The following is a 17874-nucleotide window of genomic DNA, read 5'->3' on the forward strand; positions in this document are numbered from 1 at the left end:
CGGCCCCCCCCCCCCCCCCACCATTACCACCCTCCCTTCCCGCTCGGCGCCTCCACCCACATCCACCCTCTCCTGTTTTTTCCGTCCCCCCCCCCCCCCCCCCCCCGAGGCGCGGGGCCGGGCCGGGTGGCGGCATGGCCCGGGGCGGGGTGGCGCCACCGGGGATAGCCGGTGCCGCCACCCGGGGACGCGCGCCCCGCCCCGCTCTCTCGGTCCCACGTCTCACAGAACGCCGCGGCGCAACTCCCGTACCAGCAGTCGGCCCAGGTGCAGGCCCCCGATGGCCATCGTGTAGATGCCGACCGGCAGGTTGTCGGGCAACGGCAGCTGCTGGGCAGGGAGATCCCCGAGGACCAGCAGCAGCGCACCGGTCAGTGCCGACAGCATCGGATGCGGACCGGAGACCCGGGTGAGTCGCTTGGCGATCTGAGGAGCAGTCAGCGAGATGAAGGCGATCGGCCCGGCGACGGCGACGGCCCCCGCCGAGAGCACGATCGCCAGCACCGCTCCGGCAGCCGCAACCGACCCCGCTCGTGCATGCCGAACGACGGAGAATGCCCCTGGTCCAGACCTCTTGACGAAAGGTCTGGACCAACCTACGGTGAGCGCACCGTGGCGCGTGGAGCTCGCGGTCGATGCTTGTCGGGCGCTTGTCAGGATCATGACATTCATCGTTCGATTCGTCCGGAAGGGAACGGAAATGAGCGGTCGGACATCGCGTCTGCTGGGGCTCGGCCTCGCGGTGGCAGGCGTCGTACAGATGGTGGTCGGGGCGACGCCCGCCGCCGCGCAGGAGGACACCTGTGCGGTCAAGTCGAAGCCCGCGGGCAAGGTGCTCCAGGGGTACTGGGAGAACTGGGACGGCGCGGCCAACGGCGTGCACCCGCCCCTCGGCTGGATCCCGATCACCGACAGCCGCATCACGGCGCACGGCTACAACGTGATCAACGCGGCCTTCCCCGTCATCCGCTCGGACGGCACCGTGCTGTGGGAGGACGGCATGGACGCGACGGTCAAGGTCCCGACCCCGGCCGAGATGTGCCAGGCGAAGGCCTCGGGACTCACCACCCTGATGTCCATCGGCGGCGCGGCCGCCGGTATCGACCTCAGCTCCAGCGTGGTCGCCGACCGGTTCGTCGACACGGTCGTGCCGATCCTCAAGAAGTACAACTTCGACGGCATCGACATCGACATCGAGACCGGTCTGGCCGGCAGCGGCAACATCAACCAGCTGTCCGCCTCGCAGGCCAACCTCATCCGCATCATCGACGGCGTGCTCGACCGGATGCCCCCGAACTTCGGCCTCACCATGGCCCCGGAGACCGCCTACGTCACCGGCGGGAGCGTCGTCTACGGATCGATCTGGGGCGCGTACCTGCCGATCATCAAGAAGTACGCGGACAACGGCCGCCTGTGGTGGCTGAACATGCAGTACTACAACGGCAGCATGTACGGGTGCTCGGGCGACTCGTACGAGGCGGGCACGGTCCAGGGGTTCACCGCCCAGACGGACTGCCTGGACAAGGGGCTCGTCGTCCAGGGCACCACCATCAAGGTGCCCCACGACAAGCAGGTTCCGGGACTCCCGGCCCAAACGGGCGCCGGCGGCGGGCACATGACGCCAAGTCAGGTCGGGCAGGCGTGGAACCACTACGGCAACGGGCTGAAGGGTCTGATGACCTGGTCGCTCAACTGGGACGGCTCCAGGAACTGGACCTTCGGCGACAACGTCAAGGCGCTCCAGGGCCGTTGAGCGCGCCATGAGCCGGGCGGCTCCGCCGGGACGGGCGGAGCCGCCCCCTCGCCGTGCCGTACGGAGCCGCCCGTACGGTCAGGGCCGGGGCTCGGAGGCGTCCAGCATGGCCTCCCGCTCCACCACCTTGATCCGCTCGCGCCCCTGCGCCGCGCCCAGCGCCTGCTCGTGCGCGTCCAGGCGGTGCCAGCCCTCACGGGTGGTCCAGCGGACGCCGCGCTCCTCCAGGAAGGCGGTGACGGCCGCCGGGTCGGGGCTCGCCGGGGCCGGCAGGCGGCCGGACGCGTGGTCCTCCAGCAGACAGGCGACCGTCTCGTTGGCGTCGCCCTTGGTGTGGCCGATCAGGCCGACCGGGCCGCGCTTGATCCACCCCGTGACGTACACCGAGGTCATCGGCTCCTCGCCCTCGACGACGCGGCCCGCGACGTGCGGGACGGTGCCGGAGGCCACGTCGAACGGGAGCTTGGGAAGCTCGCGCGAGTAGTAGCCGACCGCGCGGTAGACACTCTGCACGTCCCAGTCGGTGAAGCGGCCGGTGCCCCTGACGTTCCCCGTGCCGTCCAGTTCGGTCCGCTCGGTGCGCAGACCGACGACGCGGCCGTCCTCGCCGAGGATCTGCGCCGGGGACTCGAAGAAGTGCAGGAAGATCTTGTGCGGGCGGTCGCCCACGTCGCGGATGGCCCAGTTCTCCAGCGTGGAGGCGACCATGTTGGCCTGCTTGTTGGCGCGCCGGGTCTCGATCGACCCCTGGTCGTACTCGATGTCCTCGGGGGCGACGACGACCTCGATGTTCGGCGAGTGGTCCAGCTCCCGCAGCTCCATCGGGCTGAACTTGGCCTGTGCGGGGCCGCGTCGGCCGAAGACGTGCACCTCCAGGGCCTTGTTGGCCCGGAGCCCGTCGTGGACGTTCCCGGGTATCTCGGTCGGCAGCAGTTCGTCCGCCGTCTTGGCGAGGACGCGTGCCACGTCCAGGGCCACGTTGCCGACCCCGAGCACGGCGACCTTCTCCGCCTCCAGGGGCCAGGTGCGCGGCACGTCGGGGTGCCCGTCGTACCAGGAGACGAAGTCGGCCGCGCCGTGGGAGCCCTCCAGGGTGCTGCCCGGGATGTCGAGCGCGCGGTCCCGGTCGGCACCGGTGGAGAAGATCACCGCGTCGTAGAACGTCCGCAGGTCGTCCAGGCCGATGTCGGAGGGGTAGTCGACGTTGCCGAACAGACGCAGCTGCGGCTTGTCGAGCACCTGGTGCAGTGCCTGCACGATGCCCTTGATCCGCGGGTGGTCGGGGGCCACCCCGTAGCGGATCAGGCCGAAGGGGGCGGGCATCCGCTCGAACAGGTCGATCGACACCCCCGGGTCCTGTGCGGCGTCGGATTTCAGCAGCGCGTCCGCCGCGTAGATTCCGGCGGGGCCGGCTCCGACTATGGCGACGCGGACGGGGCGGGTCATGGAGTGCAGGTCCTTAGAACGGGTGACGCGGGCAGTGCGGCGCAGGCGCAGGCGCAGGTAAGGCTGGACTTACCGTGCTCCACAGGACACGGTAACCGCTTCTGACCTGCGGCCTCGCGTCGGGCAGTGCTGCGCGCCGGCCGACGCGGGGGTGTCCGTGGCCCGGGGGAGGGGATGCACCGTGGGCCGGGCGGCGCGCTCCGGACTCGCCCGGCGGCACCGGCGTTCGCTCGAACAATCGGACAAATGATGGCAGAGTGACGGTCATGGATGATCGGGTAGCGGGTGCCCTGTCACTCCCGGACGACTGGCCCGCCCACCCGGATCTCAGTCTCGCCCTGAACCGAATGGGCAGCTTCGACTGGGACCTCGACAGTGGCCTCATGCACATGGACCGGCCCGCACTCGACGTGTTCGATCTGCGGGCCGAGGAATACGACGACCGGCCGGAGTCGCTCGCGGCCCGGGTGCCGCCGGACGAGGGCGTGCGCCTGGACGCGATGGTCGCGCAGGCGCTCAAGAGCGGGCGGAGCAATTACGGCGCGTACTTCCGGTTGCAGCGGCGTGACGGAACCCTGCGCTGGACCCACACCCAGGGCTTCATCCGGCGCGACGAGTCGGGCCGCCCCCGGCGCATCATCGGCATCGTCCGTGACGCGACCCAGGAACTGGCCGACTCCACCGCCCGCCACGAACTCGACCAGGAGTGCCGACGGCGCACCAGCCTGGTGGACGGGGCCACGGCCGCGCTCGCCCACGCCCGCACGGTCCGTGACGTGATCGAGGTCCTGAAGAACTCGCAGGGGCTGGCGCACCTCGGTGCGACCAGCCTGGTCGTGGGGCTGATCGAGGCCGGGCGCATCCACCTGGTCGCGGACGGCCCGGAGGGCTCGTTCGTCCCCGGCACCCGGTACACCCGCACGGACGAGCCGTACCCGATGAGCGAGGTGGTGAGCACGCTCGCGCCCCGCTTCATCGAGTCCGCGGCGGACTTCGCCGAGTCGTACCCGATCCTCTGGCCCCACATCAGCCACCTCGGCATCACGTCCGCCGCCTATCTGCCGCTGATCGCCCAGGCCCGGCCCATCGGCGCCCTCGGGCTGCTCTACAGCGAGAAGGACGGCTTCACCGCCGACGAGCGCAATCTGCTGGTCGCGCTCGGCAGCTCCATCGCCCAGAGTCTCCAGCGGGCCATGCTCTACGAGCAGGAGCACGATCTGGCCGAGGGGCTCCAGCAGGCGATGCTGCCGCGCCGGATCCCGGAGGTGCCCGGGGCGCAGGTTGCCGTGCGCTACCGATCGGCCCGGCTGGGCCGGGACATCGGGGGCGACTGGTACGACGTCATCCCGCTGCCCGGCGGCCGGGTCGGTGCCGTCATCGGGGACGTCCAGGGACACGACACGCATGCCGCGGCCGTCATGGGACAGCTGCGCATCGTGCTGCGGGCGTACGCCGCCGAGGGGCACAGCCCTGCCACGGTCATGGCCCGCGCCTCCGTCTTCCTGCACGAACTCGACACGGACCGCTTCGCGACGTGCACCTACGCCGAGGTGGACCTGGCCACCGGGGTGGTGCAGCTGGTCCGGGCCGGGCACGTCGATCCACTCGTGCGCGACACCGACGGCGACTGCCGCAGACTGCCTGCGGAGGGCGGGCTGCCGCTGGGGCTCTCCGCGGAGTTCGGGCGGCTCGAATACCCGGTCGGCACGATGGAGCTGGACCCGGGGCAGACACTGGTGCTCTTCACCGACGGGCTGGTGGAGCTGCCCGGCGCCGACCTCGACGAGGGCATGCAACTGCTGACGTCCATGGTGCGCGACGGTCCGTGCGACCTGCAGAAGCTGGCCGACCGGCTCTGCGAGGAGGTCGACGACCGCGGCGGCGAGGACGACGTGGCCGTGCTGCTGCTGGGCCGCAAGGCCACCCACGCGCCCCAGCCGGGCGGCCGGCTCCAGCAGCACGTCGCCCAGGGCGATCCGGAGGCGCTGAGCGCCGCGCGGCACATGATCCGCGCCGCCGTACGGGCCTGGGGGGCCCGGGTGCGGGCCGACGAAGTCGAGCTGGCCGCCGACGAGCTGATGACCAACGCCCTGATACACACGGACGGCGGGGCCATCGTGACGATCAGGGTGCTCACCGGCCCCGAGCGGCGCCTGCGGATCGACGTCGAGGACCGGTCCAGCGCGCTGCCCCGCCGCCGCGACGCGGGGGAGACCGGGGTCTCCGGCCGGGGGCTGATGCTCGTGGACCGGCTCACCGACCTCTGGGGCGTGGAGTCGCGCGGCACCGGAAAGTGCGTGTGGTGCGAATTCGTGATTCCGGGGCGCGACTGACCGCCGATCAGGCGCTACCCGACAGTAGCTGAGCGCGATGGGCTATGCAGTGATCGTGAGTGATGGGAGGCGACCGACCGGCTTCGTCGGTCTCCGTCCGATGGCTCGCGCCGCTCCGTTCCGACCGTCGGGCGGCGTTCGTCCGTTCCCCGCCCTTCTCGATCTTCTTCGCCCCATCCACTCCTCTCCCCTCCTCTCCTCCACTCCTTTCACCTCCTTTCCTTCGACTCCTTTCCTTCGACTTCGACGACCTGGGGACGCGGTGGGTACTGAGCTGCTGGCACCTCTCGATCTGGCCTTCTGGCACCTGGAGTCCGACGCCCACCCCATGCATCTGGGCGCGCTCGCCGTCTTCTCACCGGCGCCCGGCACGGCGTGCGGCGGCACCGGGGCCGTCCTGGAGCTGCTGCAGACCCGCGCCGCCGCGATCCCCCGGCTGCGGATGCGGGTCAGGGACGTACTGCTGCCGGTCGGCGGGGCGGCCTGGTTCGTCGACAAGGACTTCGACGTACGTCGGCACATCGAGCGGGTGCGGCTGACCGGGCAGGAGGCGCTGGGCGGGGACGCCGGGTTCATGGCGGGCGCCACCCGGCTCGCCGGCGAGCTGATGGAACGGCCGCTGGAGCGGGGCCGTCCGCCGTGGCGGATGTACGTGATCGGCGGAGCGGACGGCGGCCCGTTCGCCGTCCTGGTCAAGCTCCATCACGCGCTCGCCGACGGAATGCGCGCGGTCGCCATCGGCGCCGGGATCTTCGACGAGATCGCCCCCCTCGCCGGACGCGCCGCGGGCGTTCCGCCGTCCGTCCGGGCGCGCGCGGTGCCGCCCCGCTCCTGGATGCCGGGCCCGCGCCAGGTGGCCGGCCTGGCCCTGGGCCGGATCGAGGATCTCGGCCGGGCGTTCGGCGTCGGCGCCTCCGTGGTGCGGGCCAGCCGACTGGACCTTCGGGGCGCGCCCGCGCTCACCGCGCGATCCAGCGGAACCCGGCGGCTGGCCACCGCGGACCTGGACCTCGCCGCCGTCCGGCGGATCCGCCGGGCCGCCGGGGGCACGGTCAACGACGTCCTGCTCGCGGTGGTCGCCGGGGCACTGCGCCGCTGGATGCGGGAACGGGGCGAGACACCGCCCGTCGACGACCCCCGCGCCCTGGTCCCCGTCTCCCGGCGCAGACCCGGCCAGCCCGCCGCGACCGGGAACAGGCTCTCCGCCTACCTGCTCGCCCTCCCCGTCGGCGAACCCGACCCCCGGCTACGGCTGCACCGCGTGCGCACGGCCATGGACCGCAACAAGGCCGCCGGGCCGCTGCGCGGTGCCGGTGCCGTCGCCGTGCTCGCCGACCAACTGCCCTCGCTGGCCCACCGCTTCGGAGCACCGATCGCGGGCAGCGCGGCCCGGATGCTCTTCGACCTGCTGGTCACCAGCGTGCCGCTGCCGCGCTCGGCCCTCTCGCTCGGCGGCTGCCCGCTGCGTGCCGTCTACCCGATGGCGCCGCTGGCCCGCGGCCAGGCCCTGGCCGTCGCGCTCTCCACGTACGGGGGCCGGGTGCACGTCGGCCTGGTGGCCGACGGCAAGGCGCTGCCCGATCTGGACCGGCTCGCGCACTGCGCCGACGAGGAGGTGGCGGAACTGCTCGCCCTGCTGCCGGTGCCCTGACCGGTCGTCCGGGCCGCGGCCCGGACGGGGGGCACGGCCTCCGGCGGGCGCACGGCCCTGACGGGCGTACGGGCCACGCTTCCGGCACCCTGGAACCATGCCCGAACTGCCGGAGGTCGAAGCGCTGCGGATCTTCCTCGACGACCGCCTGGTCGGCAGGGAGATCGACCGCGTCCTGCCTCTCGCCGTCAGCGTCCTCAAGACGTACGACCCGCCGCTCGCGGCCCTGCACGGCACGACGGTCACCGGCACCGCCCGGCACGGCAAGTTCCTGGACGTCCGGGCGGGAACGCTGCACCTGATCATCCACCTCGCCCGGGCCGGCTGGCTGCGATGGCGGGACAGCTTCCCCGCAGCCCCGCCCCGCCCCGGCAGGGGGCCGCTCGCGCTGCGCACCGTCCTCGCCGGCGGCGACGGCTTCGACCTCACCGAGGCGGGCACCACCAAACGCCTCGCCGTCCACCTGGTGCACGAACCCGCCGAGGTCCCCGGCATCGCCCGCCTCGGCCCCGACCCGCTCGACGACGCCTTCGACCGCGACACGTTCGCCGCGCTGCTCGCCGGGGAGAACCGCCGGATCAAGGGGGCCCTGTGCGACCAGTCCCTGATCGCCGGCATCGGCAATGCCTACAGCGACGAGATCCTGCACGCCGCGAAGATGTCGCCGTACAAGCCCACCACCGGTCTCGGCGAGGACGAGATCACCCGGCTCCACACCGTGCTGCGCGACACGCTCCGCGACGCGGTCGCACGCTCCGGCGGGCTGGCGGCCGGAGAACTCAAGGCCGAGAAGAAGATCGGGATGCGCGTCCACGGACGTACCGGCGAGGCGTGCCCCGTCTGCGGGGACACCATCCGCGAGGTGTCGTTCAGCGACTCCTCGCTCCAGTACTGCCCGACCTGCCAGACCGGCGGCCGGCCACTGGCCGACCGCCGACTCTCCCGGCTCCTCAAGTAGCCCGCTGCTCCCGGCGGCCGACAGCCCCGCCGGAAGGGCCGTCGGCCGCAGAGGCCCGGCCCGTGACCCCGGACACGTTCTACACTCCGCCCATGCTGCGCGTACTCGCCGTCGACGACGAAGAACCCGCACTGGAGGAACTCCTCTACCTCCTGCGCGCCGATCCCCGCGTCCGCAGCGCCGAGGGCGCGTCGGGCGCCACCGAGGCGCTGCGCCGCATCGGGGCCGCCGTCGACGCCGGCCCCGGCGACCCCGCCGCCATCGACGTCGTCTTCCTCGACATCCACATGGCCGGACTCACCGGTCTCGACGTCGCCCAGCTGCTGGCCGGGTTCGCCGCGCCCCCGCTCATCGTCTTCGTCACCGCCCATGAGGGCTTCGCCGTCCAGGCGTTCGACCTCAAGGCCGTCGACTACGTCCTCAAGCCCGTCCGGCGCGAACGCCTCGCCGAGGCGGTCCGCCGCGTCGCCGAGCAGGTGGGCGACCGCTCCGCACCCGTGCTCGACACCGCGGGCGACCAGATACCCGTAGAACTCGGCGGGGTGATCCGGTTCGTGCCGATCGACGACATCGCCTACGCCGAGGCCCAGGGCGACTACGCCCGGCTGCACACCGCCACCGGCAGCCACCTCGTCCGCGTCCCCCTCACCACCCTGGAGGAACGCTGGCGCTCGCGCGGTTTCGTGCGCATCCACCGCCGCCACCTCGTGGCGCTGGGCCGGATCGACGAGCTCCGGCTCGACGCGGGCAGCATGAGCGTGCGCATCGGCACCGCGGAACTCGCCGTGAGCCGCCGCCACAGCCGTGCGCTGCGCGATCTGCTGATGCGCCGGACCAGCCGCTGACCAGCGGCGACCCGGACGTCACCCCCTTCCCAGGGCCGTCCCGCGCTGCGTACACTCCGGGCCCATGTCCGCAGAGCCAACACCCCGGCGCGAAGTGGTGACGGGGGAGCCCCGACGGGTGCGCCCGCTGCCGCGCTACCGCACCCAGTCGGAGATCGACGAACAGACCGCACTCGGCGGCGCGTACGTCCGATCGCTGATGCGCAGTCAGCTTCGGGCCGGGCTCACCGTGTTCGTGATCCTCGCCGTCGTCGTCGGCACCCTGCCCCTGGTCTTCGAGGCCCTGCGCGGCGACGCCCCCGTCTGGGCCGTGCTCGGCTTCGCCGCCTACCCACCGCTCACCCTGGCCGCCTGGTGGTACGTACGGCGGGCCGAGCGCAACGAACGCGACTTCGCCCGGCTCGTGGAAGGCCGCCCCGCGCAGTGAGCCGTACGTACGCGGTGACGGCCGTCGCCGTCGTCGTCGCCGCGACCGTCCTCGTCGGCGGCTTCGGGCTGCGCATCTCCCGCACCACCTCCGACTTCTACGTCGCCTCGCGCACCGTACGCCCCCGCCTCAACGCCGCCGCGATCAGCGGCGAGTACCTCTCCGCCGCCTCCTTCCTGGGCATCGCCGGCCTGGTGCTCGTGCACGGGCCCGACATGCTCTGGTACCCGGTCGGATACACCGCGGGCTATCTGGTCCTGCTCGTCTTCGTCGCCGCGCCCCTGCGCCGCTCCGGGGCCTACACCCTGCCCGACTTCGCCGAAGGACGGCTGGAGTCGCGGCAGGTGCGCCGGCTGGTGAGCGTCTTCGTCGTGGCCGCGGGCTGGCTGTACCTGGTGCCGCAGCTCCAGGGCGCCGGGCTCACCCTGAAGATCCTCACGGGGGCGCCCGGCCGGCTCGGCGACGTCCTCGTCGCGGCGGTCGTCGTCATCGCCGTCGCCGCGGGCGGCATGCGCTCCATCACCTTCGTCCAGGCTTTCCAGTACTGGCTCAAGCTGACCGCGCTCCTCGTCCCCGCGATCTTCCTGGTCCTCGCCTGGCAGGGCGACGGCCGGCCCAGCGTCTCCTTCGACGACCAGCTCTCGGTCTTCCGCGCCGACCACCCGCTGTACGCCACCTACGGGCTGATCCTCGCCACGTTCCTCGGCACCATGGGCCTGCCCCACGTCGTCGTCCGCTTCTACACCAGCCCCAACGGGCGGGACGCCCGCCGTACGACCGTCGCCGTCCTCGCACTCATCGGCGTCTTCTACCTCCTGCCACCGGTCTACGGGGCACTGGGCAGGCTCTACGCCCCCGACCTCGTCCGCGGCGGGGACGCGGACGCCGCCGTGCTGCTGCTGCCTGGGCGGCTCATCGGCGGAGTCGGAGGGGATCTGCTCGGAGCGCTCATCGCGGGCGGCGCCTTCGCCGCGTTCCTGTCGACCGCGTCCGGCCTCACCATGGCCGTCGCCGGGGTCATCACCCAGGACGTTCTCCCCACCCGGGGCGTACGGCACTTCCGGCTGGCCACCGTGCTCGCCATGTCCGTGCCGCTGGCCGGTTCACTGCTGGTCAGCCGGGTGCCGGTGGCCGACTCGGTGGCCATGGCGTTCGCCGTCTCCGCCTCCTCCTTCTGCCCCTTGCTCGTCCTCGGCATCTGGTGGCGGCGGCTCACCCCGCCCGGCGCGATCGCCGGACTGCTGCTCGGCGGCGGCTCCGCCTTCCTGGCCGTTGCCATCACCGTCAGCGGCGCGGTGCGCCCGCCCGGCTGGACGCACGCCCTGCTCGCCTGGCCCGCCGTCTGGTCGGTACCGGTCGGATTCCTCGCCATGGTCCTGGTGTCCCTGGCCACGCCCGGCCGGATACCGCCCGGCACGAACGCCGCCATGACCCGCTTCCACCTGCCGGAGTCACTGACCTCGGGGAGACACCGATGACCGGGGCCGGATACGCCGTGCTCGTCGTGCTGGCCCTGGTGCTGCCCACTGCCGGATTCCTGCTCGGCCGCCGCGCCGCCCGCACCGTCCGTCCCAGCGATGTCGGAACCCCCGTCGAGCACGCCACCTTCGAGACCCTGCACACCGCCTCCCTCGCCGCGCCCCCGCTGCGCGCCGGGCTCACCGAGGAGAGCGCCCGCAAGGCCGCCCGCAGGCTCCGTTCCCTGCTCGGCACCGACGCGCTCTGCCTCACCGACCGCGACCGCGTCCTCGTCTGGGACGGTGCGGGCGAGCACCACGGCCGGCACGTCATGGAGCGGGTGCGGGGCCTGCTCGACAGCGGACGCGACACCGCCTTCCCGAGCCAGTGCGACGATCTCGACTGCCCCCTGCGCTGGGCCGTCGCCGTCCCCCTCACCGTCGACCACCGGGTCCTCGGCACCCTGGTCGCCTACGCCCCGCGCGAGTCCGCCGTCCTCGCGAGGGCCGCCGGGGAAGTGGCCCGCTGGGTCTGCGTCCAGCTCGAACTCGCCGAACTGGACCGCTCCCGCACCCGCCTCATCGAGGCCGAGATCAGGGCACTGCGGGCCCAGATCTCCCCGCACTTCATCTTCAACTCCCTGGCCGCCATCGCCTCGTTCGTCCGCACCGATCCCGAGAAGGCCCGCGAACTCCTCCTGGAGTTCGCCGACTTCACCCGTTACTCGTTCCGCAGCAACGGCGACTTCACCACCCTCGCCGACGAACTGCACTCCATCGACCAGTACCTCGCGCTCGTCCGGGCCCGGTTCGGCGAACGGCTCTCGGTCACCCTCCAGGTCGCCCCCGAGGTGCTGCCGGTCGCGCTGCCGTTCCTCTGTCTCCAGCCCCTGGTCGAGAACGCCGTCAAGCACGGCCTCGAAGGAGCCGCCGACCGGGGCGGCGAGGAGACCCCGACCCACATCACCATCCGCGCGCTCGACGCCGGGTCCGAGGCCGAGGTCGTCATCGAGGACGACGGCGCCGGAATGGACCCGGAGCGCCTGCGCCGCATCCTGCGCGGCGAGGGCGGCAGGTCCACGGGCGTCGGTCTGCCGAACGTCGACGAACGGCTGCGCCAGGTGTACGGCGACGACTACGGGCTCGTCATCGAGACGGGCGTCGGCGCCGGGATGAAGATCACCGCACGGCTGCCGAAGTACCGCGCGGGGGTGCACGGTTCCTGATCACCGGACGGGGGTCGGTCAGTGGAGATGGATCGCCAGATGCCCCAGCGGCAGGCCCAGCTGCCAGGCCGGGATCCACATCCGGGCCCTCTCCTCGGTCTCCTCCGCGCCGTCGGCCGGGTCCGGGAGCGGCGGACCGATCGCGTCGAGGTCGGCGGCGAGCAGTTCGGTCTCCTCCAGCCACCGCCAGGCCGCGCGGGCCAGCGCCACGTCCGGGGCCGTGCCGCCCACCGGCCCCGGCGCCGCCTCCCGCGCGTCGAGCCGTTCCCGGACCCAGTCGCGCCAGGCCGTGCCGTACGCCGTCAGCAGCCGCAGTTCGTCCATCCGCGCCGTGGGCAGCACTCCTGCCGTCCCGTCGTCGGGAGGACGGAGGCCGTGGCCGTGGCCGGGGCCGCTGATGCCGGAGAGGAAGACGGTGAGCGCGAGCGCGTCGTGGCCCGCCCGGTACTCCAGCGTGCCGGGCTCCATCAGATCGCCGGCCCGCAGCAGTTCGTCCGCGACGTACTCGGCGCACATCCAGGCCATCGGGACCGGCAGCCCGCCCCCGCCCGTTCCGTCGCCGGTTCCGTCACTGGTTCCGTCCTGACGTTCCGGGCGCATCCCGTCTCGCCTCTTTCCGTTCTCGGCAACGGGCTTCACGGAGCATTGAACCGGGGCGGCGCGGCCCGCGTGGCCAGAAGCACAGGATCCGTCACGAACGGACCCGCCCACGATCCGAGGACGCGATGACCGCAGATCCCCGCGAGAGCCCGCACGTGCGGCGACTGCTCGGTGCCTACGTCCTCGACGCGCTCGCCGTCGACGAGACGGGCATGGTCACCCGCCACCTGCGGACCTGCGACGCCTGTGCCGCCGACTACGTGGAGGTCGCTCAGGCCGCCTCGCTGCTCGCGCTGCTGACCGAGGACGATCTGCCGGAGTAGCCCGGCAGGCTGCGGGAGAGCCGGCGCAGCGCGTAGTAGGACCGCGACTTGACCGTGCCCGCCGGAATGCCGAGGACCTCCGCCGTCTCGGCGACGCTCAGCCCGCGGAAGTACATCTGGACGAGGACCGCGCGGTGCTCCGGGCTGAGCGCGCGCACCGCCTCGCGCACGTCCAGCGCCGCGACCGTGGCTTCGGCGGTGTCGTGCTCGCCCACGGTGGCCTCCAGCACCACGTCGCTGACCTCGTTGGGCCGGGACTGACTGGACCGCCGCGCGTCGATCGCGAGGCGCCGGGCGACGGTGAACAGCCAGGGCCGCATCGACGCGTAGGGGGCGTCGAAGGCCTCCGGATGCTGCCAGGCCCGCACCAGCGTCTCCTGGAGCAGGTCCTCCGCCCGCTGCCGGTCGCCGAAGGTCAGCCCGAGCAGGAAGCGGAACAGGGCGGGGCCGTGCTCCCGCTGGAGATCCGCGAGGGCCCGCTCGTCCGTCGTCATGGTGGTCATCGTGAACGCCCTTCCCCGCGCCGGCCCTGCCGTTTCGTTGTCGACGGGCGTATCCGAACGCATCGGGGCGCCCGGGAACAGGCGACGGGCGGTGTCGTGCGACGAGCGGTCGCACAGTGCGGCGAATGGTGCGGTGAACGGTCCGGCGGACGGCGGGCGGGCGACGGACGGTCGGCGGCCCGCCGTCCGACTTCGAACGGATGTCCGGTCAGTCCGGTGGTCCAGGGTGATCCCGTACGGACGCCCAGGCCGTCCGAGGTGTGTTCGCCTACGGAGTCCTCGCCATCTCCGACTTCCGGTACGAGTAGGCGAAATAGATCACCAGACCCACCAGGAACCACACGAGGAACCGCACCCAGGTCTGCCAGTGCAGGAACGTGATCAGCCAGAGGGAGAACACCACGCCGAGGGCCGGTACGAACGGCATGCCGGGGGTACGGAAGGTACGCGGCAGTTCGGGACGCCTGTACCGCAGCACGATCACCGCGACGCACACCACGACGAACGCCAGCAGGATGCCGATGTTCGTCAGCTCGGCGGCCTCGCCGATCGGCAGGAACCCGGCGATCACGGCCGACGCCCCGCCGACGATCCAGGTCACCCGGGTCGGCACGTGCCGGGTCGGATGGGTCTTGGCGAACCACTTCGGCAGCAGCCCGTCACGACTCATCGAGAACCACACCCGCGTCACCCCGAGCATGAAGGTGAACATCACCGTGAGGATGCCGATGATCGCGCCCACCGCGATCACATCGGCAAGACTGCTCAGCCCCACCGACTTGAACGCGGAGGAGAAGCCCGACTCGGGGTCGATGTCCTTGTAGCTCTGCATGCCCGTCAGCACCAGGCACGCCGCCACGTACAGCACCATCGAGATGGCCAGCGAGTACAGGATCGCCTTCGGCATGTGCCGCTGGGCGTCCTTGGACTCCTCGGCGGCGGTCGACATGGCGTCGTAGCCGAACACCGCGAAGAAGACCGTGGCCGCCCCGGTGAAGACACCGCTCACCCCGAACGGGAAGAAGGGGTGGTAGTTGGCCGCGCTGACGTGGAACACGCCGACGCCGATGACGAGCAGGACGACGAGGACCTTCAGCGCGACCACGACGGTCTCGAAGCGGGCCGCGTTCTTGATGCCGAGGGTCAGGAGGTATGCCACGAGCAGACAGAGCAGCGCGGCGAACAGGTCCACCCGGTGACCGTCCCCGGTGCCGGGCGCTCCCAGCATCCACGCCGGCAGCTTCAGTCCCGTCTCACCGAGCAGGAAGCCGAAGTAGCCGGAGATGCCGATCGCCACCACCGAGACGATCGCCGTGTACTCCAGCAGCAGGTCCCAGCCGATGAACCAGCCGACCAGCTCCCCGAGCACCGCGTAGCCGTAGGTGTACGCGGACCCGGCCCTCGGGATCAGGCCCGCGAACTCCGCGTAGCTGAACGCGGCGGCGGCGCTCGCCACGCCGGCGATCAGGAAGGAGATCAGCACCGCGGGCCCGGCGGTGCCGTTCGCGACCGTACCGGCGAGCGTGAAGATGCCCGCGCCGATGATGCCGCCCACGCCGATCGCCGTGAGCTGCCACAGACCGAGCGATCTGCTGAGCTGGGTGGTGGCGTCCCCCGCCGGCGCCCGCTCGTCGATCTGCTCGATCGGCTTGCGGCGCAGCACGCCCTCGCCCACTCGCAGCCCGGCCATGAGTCACCTCTCCGCTGACGGATGTCGCTGACGGGCGCTCATGATGGCCCAGGCGACGTCCGTTCGAAAGACGGCGTGCCGTCGGGCCGGGGCGGGGAGCCCGCGACTGTCACGGGACCACCGTGACGGGCCAACGCCCCGCCTTCACCAGCCGGACCGCCACCGAACCGATGAACCGGTGACCGGCCGACTCCGAGGCGCCCACCACGACCGCGTCCGCCTTCAGCTCGTCCGCCGCCGTCACGAGACCGTTGTAGGGATCCCCGCGAAAGGTATGGAACTCCCACCGCACGTCCCATATGTCCTTCGTTCGTTCGGTGGCCTCCCGGATCTCGTTGGCGAGACCCTCCGCGACCTCCTCGGTCGCGTCGGTGACCGGCGCGCCCAGCGCGGCTCCCGCCGGGAACACGGGCTGGACGTAGACGAGGGCGAGCACGGCTCCCTGCCGACGGGCGAGCCCCGCCGCGTAGGCCGCGGCACGCATCGAAGAATCGGACCCGTCGAGTCCGGCGACGATCACTTTCGGTCCATCTGTGCCACGTTCGAACCCATGGCGCTGCTGGTCTGTCACGGCAGCGAGGCTATCCGTCCGGCCTCCGGTGCCGGGAGCGGGCGGGGGTACGGCACGGGCCGTGGCGAGGGCCTGTGCCGCGCCCCCGGGGCCGGACGCGACGCGTCCCGGACGCGACGCGGAGGGCGGCGGGAGTCGCCGGAACCGCGACCGGTGCCGACGGCGGTCGCGTCGGGGCGGGACTCCGCTCGCGTTGCAGGCATTCCCCCCATCAGGTGCAAAACCAACGGGGGCCGGTGTCGCTGATCGGCGCGGGGCGGCGGACGTGCGAGCAGTTGGTCATGAAGAATGATCAGAGGATGCCGGGGCGCAGGGCATTGCTGCGGCTGGCCGCCGGACTGGGCACCGCCGGTGCCCTGCGCGTGATCGCCGCGGATCCGGCCGGCACGCCGGTCCGGTCGCCCGCGCCGGAGCGGGCGGGTGCCGCCGGTCCTTCCTCGGCCCTGCGAGAGGCGCGCTCCTCCTACCGGCTGGCACCCATGACCGCGGGGGCCCCGCCCCACTTCCGCCCGGCGGCGCCCCCGGTCCGCACCCGGCCCTTCGAACGCCTGCCGGAGCTGGGGCGCGCCATGGTGCTCACCTTCGACGACGGCCCCGACCCGCGCTACACCCCGAGCATCCTCGCCACCTTGCGCGAACACGATGTCCGCGCGATGTTCTTCGTCTGCGGCGAGACGGCCGACGAGTACCGGGACCTGGTACGGGCGATCGCCGCGGACGGGCACACCGTCGGGAACCACTCCTGGACGCATCCCCTGGTCACCCGGCTGTCCCGGGCCGGGGTGCGCGACGAACTCGGCCGTACCAGCGAGGTGATCGAGAAGGCCACCGGCACCCCGCCGGTCTGGTATCGGGCCCCGTACGGGGCATGGGACCGGAACTCCTTCGAGATCGGTGCCGATCTCGGCATGGAGCCGATGGCCTGGACCGTCGACACGCTCGACTGGACCGAGCCAGGAGCGGGAACCATCATCCGCAGGGTCCGCGACGGGGCGGCGCCCGGCGCCGTGGTGCTGTCGCACGACGCGGGCGGCGACCGTTCGCAGAGTGTGTCGGCATTGCGCCGCTATCTGCCGGAACTGCTCGACCACGGCTACCGGATCACGGTGCCGCGCCGCCGCTGACCGTCGGGGGCCGGGCACTGTCGTCGGACCGCCGCCTGTCGTGCGCCGGCCGGTCCGCACGTTCGCGGAGTCGTCGGCGTCGTCCTCGTGCATCCGGTACGAGGACGATCCTCCGGCCCCGCGATCACACGCACCGGACGTCGTACGGCCCGGCCCCGGCCCGAACGACGGCAGTTCGACGGCGGGGCCTACGTGCCCGCCACGCCCGGGAACAGGTCGAGGAACGGTTCCGCGGTGGCCGAGATGCCCCGGCCGAAGGGGGTGTCGAAGTCCCAGATCAGGAAGAGCAGAAAAGCGATCAGGGCGCTGAAGAGGCCGGCCAGCAGCAGTTCGCGGCGGGTCCTGCGGATCTGCAGCGTGAAGATCAGCCCGACGGTCACCAGCGCGCCGATGACGAGGCCGAACCAGACCACGCCGGGCATGGTCGCGCCGGCGCTCTGCCCGCGTGCGCCGCGCGCGTCGTCGGCCGCGGCGACCCGGTCGACCAATGGCTGGTAGGACTCCGCCTCGTGGTCGTTCGCCGGCCGGTAGTCGGTGACGTCGGCGCGCACCCGGTCGAGCAGGCGGGTGCCCTCGGCATCGAGGGAGCCGTGCTCGGCCATCGTCCGCCACTCGTGACGGACGACATGGGCGACATAGGCGTCGACATCGGCGCGGATGCGCTTGCGGACCTCGGCCGGGTAGACCGAGGAGCGCGCGCTCACCTCGTGCAGCGCCTGGGCCTCCTGGCGCACGTATTCCTGCGCGACGCTGCGGCCCTCCCAGACGCCGGCGATCGCGAGGCCCAGCACGATCGCGTAGACCACGCCGATCATCATCACCATGTACTCGATGACGTCGGGGGTCTGGGACGGGTCGTCGTCCGCCGCGACCCGGCGGTTGTTGAGCACGGCGATGGTCAGGACCACGGCGCTGACCGCGGCCATGGCGAGAGCGAGAACGAGCCATTCCGACATGGATGTCTCTC

16 protein-coding genes and 1 pseudogene are annotated in these 17874 nt (G+C 72.2%); 10 read left to right on the plus strand and 7 right to left on the minus strand.

What is annotated here, in order from left to right:
* Nucleotides 1-222: 222 nt before the first annotated feature.
* Nucleotides 223-513 (minus strand): annotated as a pseudogene (locus ACFYY6_RS15820) (iron chelate uptake ABC transporter family permease subunit); the annotation flags it as partial.
* 187 nt (nucleotides 514-700) lie between these two features.
* Here ACFYY6_RS15820 and ACFYY6_RS15825 point away from each other — a divergent pair.
* Nucleotides 701-1753, plus strand: coding sequence for a chitinase (locus ACFYY6_RS15825; RefSeq protein ID WP_389193578.1), 1053 nt, complete (start codon nucleotides 701-703; stop codon nucleotides 1751-1753).
* Between the two features lie 78 nt (nucleotides 1754-1831).
* On the opposite strand, the gene ACFYY6_RS15830 is transcribed toward ACFYY6_RS15825, so the two are convergent.
* Nucleotides 1832-3199: an FAD-dependent oxidoreductase gene (locus ACFYY6_RS15830; protein WP_386607483.1), complete on the minus strand. Its 1368-nt coding sequence runs from the start codon at nucleotides 3197-3199 to the stop codon at nucleotides 1832-1834.
* Nucleotides 3200-3465: 266 nt separating this feature from the next.
* On the opposite strand from ACFYY6_RS15830, the gene ACFYY6_RS15835 reads away from it, so the two are divergent.
* From ACFYY6_RS15835 to ACFYY6_RS15865, 7 genes are all read left to right on the plus strand, one after another.
* On the plus strand, nucleotides 3466-5532 hold the full coding sequence (locus ACFYY6_RS15835; RefSeq protein ID WP_386607484.1) for a SpoIIE family protein phosphatase: 2067 nt from the start codon (nucleotides 3466-3468) through the stop codon (nucleotides 5530-5532).
* 262 nt (nucleotides 5533-5794) lie between these two features.
* Nucleotides 5795-7183, plus strand: a complete 1389-nt coding sequence (locus tag ACFYY6_RS15840) for a wax ester/triacylglycerol synthase family O-acyltransferase (protein WP_386607485.1) — start codon at nucleotides 5795-5797, stop codon at nucleotides 7181-7183.
* A 97-nt stretch (nucleotides 7184-7280) separates the two neighbouring features.
* Nucleotides 7281-8141, plus strand: a complete 861-nt coding sequence (locus ACFYY6_RS15845; protein ID WP_351521213.1) for a DNA-formamidopyrimidine glycosylase family protein — start codon at nucleotides 7281-7283, stop codon at nucleotides 8139-8141.
* A 92-nt stretch (nucleotides 8142-8233) separates the two neighbouring features.
* Entirely contained in the window at nucleotides 8234-8986 is a 753-nt protein-coding gene (locus ACFYY6_RS15850; protein ID WP_351521215.1) for a LytTR family DNA-binding domain-containing protein, read from the plus strand.
* 64 nt (nucleotides 8987-9050) lie between these two features.
* Nucleotides 9051-9413 carry a hypothetical protein gene (locus tag ACFYY6_RS15855; RefSeq protein ID WP_351521217.1) on the plus strand — a complete coding sequence of 121 codons (363 nt, stop codon included), beginning with the start codon at nucleotides 9051-9053 and terminating at the stop codon, nucleotides 9411-9413.
* Nucleotides 9410-10891, plus strand: a complete 1482-nt coding sequence (locus tag ACFYY6_RS15860) for a cation acetate symporter (protein WP_360111498.1) — start codon at nucleotides 9410-9412, stop codon at nucleotides 10889-10891. Before ACFYY6_RS15855 ends, ACFYY6_RS15860 begins: the two co-directional genes overlap by 4 nt.
* Nucleotides 10888-12096, plus strand: a complete 1209-nt coding sequence (locus ACFYY6_RS15865) for a histidine kinase (RefSeq protein WP_351521221.1) — start codon at nucleotides 10888-10890, stop codon at nucleotides 12094-12096. Before ACFYY6_RS15860 ends, ACFYY6_RS15865 begins: the two co-directional genes overlap by 4 nt.
* An 18-nt stretch (nucleotides 12097-12114) precedes the next feature.
* On the opposite strand, the gene ACFYY6_RS15870 is transcribed toward ACFYY6_RS15865, so the two are convergent.
* The gene (locus ACFYY6_RS15870) at nucleotides 12115-12696 is read right to left on the minus strand and encodes a hypothetical protein (RefSeq protein WP_386607487.1); all 582 of its coding nucleotides are present in this window, start codon (nucleotides 12694-12696) and stop codon (nucleotides 12115-12117) included.
* A gap of 125 nt (nucleotides 12697-12821) precedes the next feature.
* Here ACFYY6_RS15870 and ACFYY6_RS15875 point away from each other — a divergent pair, with 125 nt between their 5' ends.
* On the plus strand, nucleotides 12822-13019 hold the full coding sequence (locus ACFYY6_RS15875) for a zf-HC2 domain-containing protein (protein WP_351521224.1): 198 nt from the start codon (nucleotides 12822-12824) through the stop codon (nucleotides 13017-13019).
* Here the strand turns inward: ACFYY6_RS15875 and ACFYY6_RS15880 are convergent.
* The 3 genes from ACFYY6_RS15880 to ACFYY6_RS15890 form a co-directional block, all read right to left on the minus strand.
* Nucleotides 12968-13522 carry a sigma-70 family RNA polymerase sigma factor gene (locus tag ACFYY6_RS15880; protein ID WP_351521226.1) on the minus strand — a complete coding sequence of 185 codons (555 nt, stop codon included), beginning with the start codon at nucleotides 13520-13522 and terminating at the stop codon, nucleotides 12968-12970. The genes ACFYY6_RS15875 and ACFYY6_RS15880 overlap by 52 nt on opposite strands.
* Before the next feature lie 268 nt (nucleotides 13523-13790).
* The gene (locus ACFYY6_RS15885) at nucleotides 13791-15212 is read right to left on the minus strand and encodes an amino acid permease (RefSeq protein ID WP_388649148.1); all 1422 of its coding nucleotides are present in this window, start codon (nucleotides 15210-15212) and stop codon (nucleotides 13791-13793) included.
* Between the two features lie 109 nt (nucleotides 15213-15321).
* On the minus strand, nucleotides 15322-15783 hold the full coding sequence (locus ACFYY6_RS15890) for a universal stress protein (protein ID WP_389193583.1): 462 nt from the start codon (nucleotides 15781-15783) through the stop codon (nucleotides 15322-15324).
* A gap of 281 nt (nucleotides 15784-16064) precedes the next feature.
* On the opposite strand from ACFYY6_RS15890, the gene ACFYY6_RS15895 reads away from it, so the two are divergent.
* Complete coding sequence (locus tag ACFYY6_RS15895) at nucleotides 16065-16907, plus strand: polysaccharide deacetylase family protein (protein ID WP_389193586.1); 843 nt, start codon at nucleotides 16065-16067, stop codon at nucleotides 16905-16907.
* Between the two features lie 188 nt (nucleotides 16908-17095).
* Here the strand turns inward: ACFYY6_RS15895 and ACFYY6_RS15900 are convergent, their stop codons facing one another.
* Nucleotides 17096-17863, minus strand: coding sequence for a hypothetical protein (locus ACFYY6_RS15900; protein WP_389193589.1), 768 nt, complete (start codon nucleotides 17861-17863; stop codon nucleotides 17096-17098).
* Nucleotides 17864-17874 lie beyond the last annotated feature (11 nt).

The sequence above is a fragment of the Streptomyces sp. NPDC001750 genome, from assembly GCF_042892615.1.
Taxonomy (GTDB): domain Bacteria; phylum Actinomycetota; class Actinomycetes; order Streptomycetales; family Streptomycetaceae; genus Streptomyces.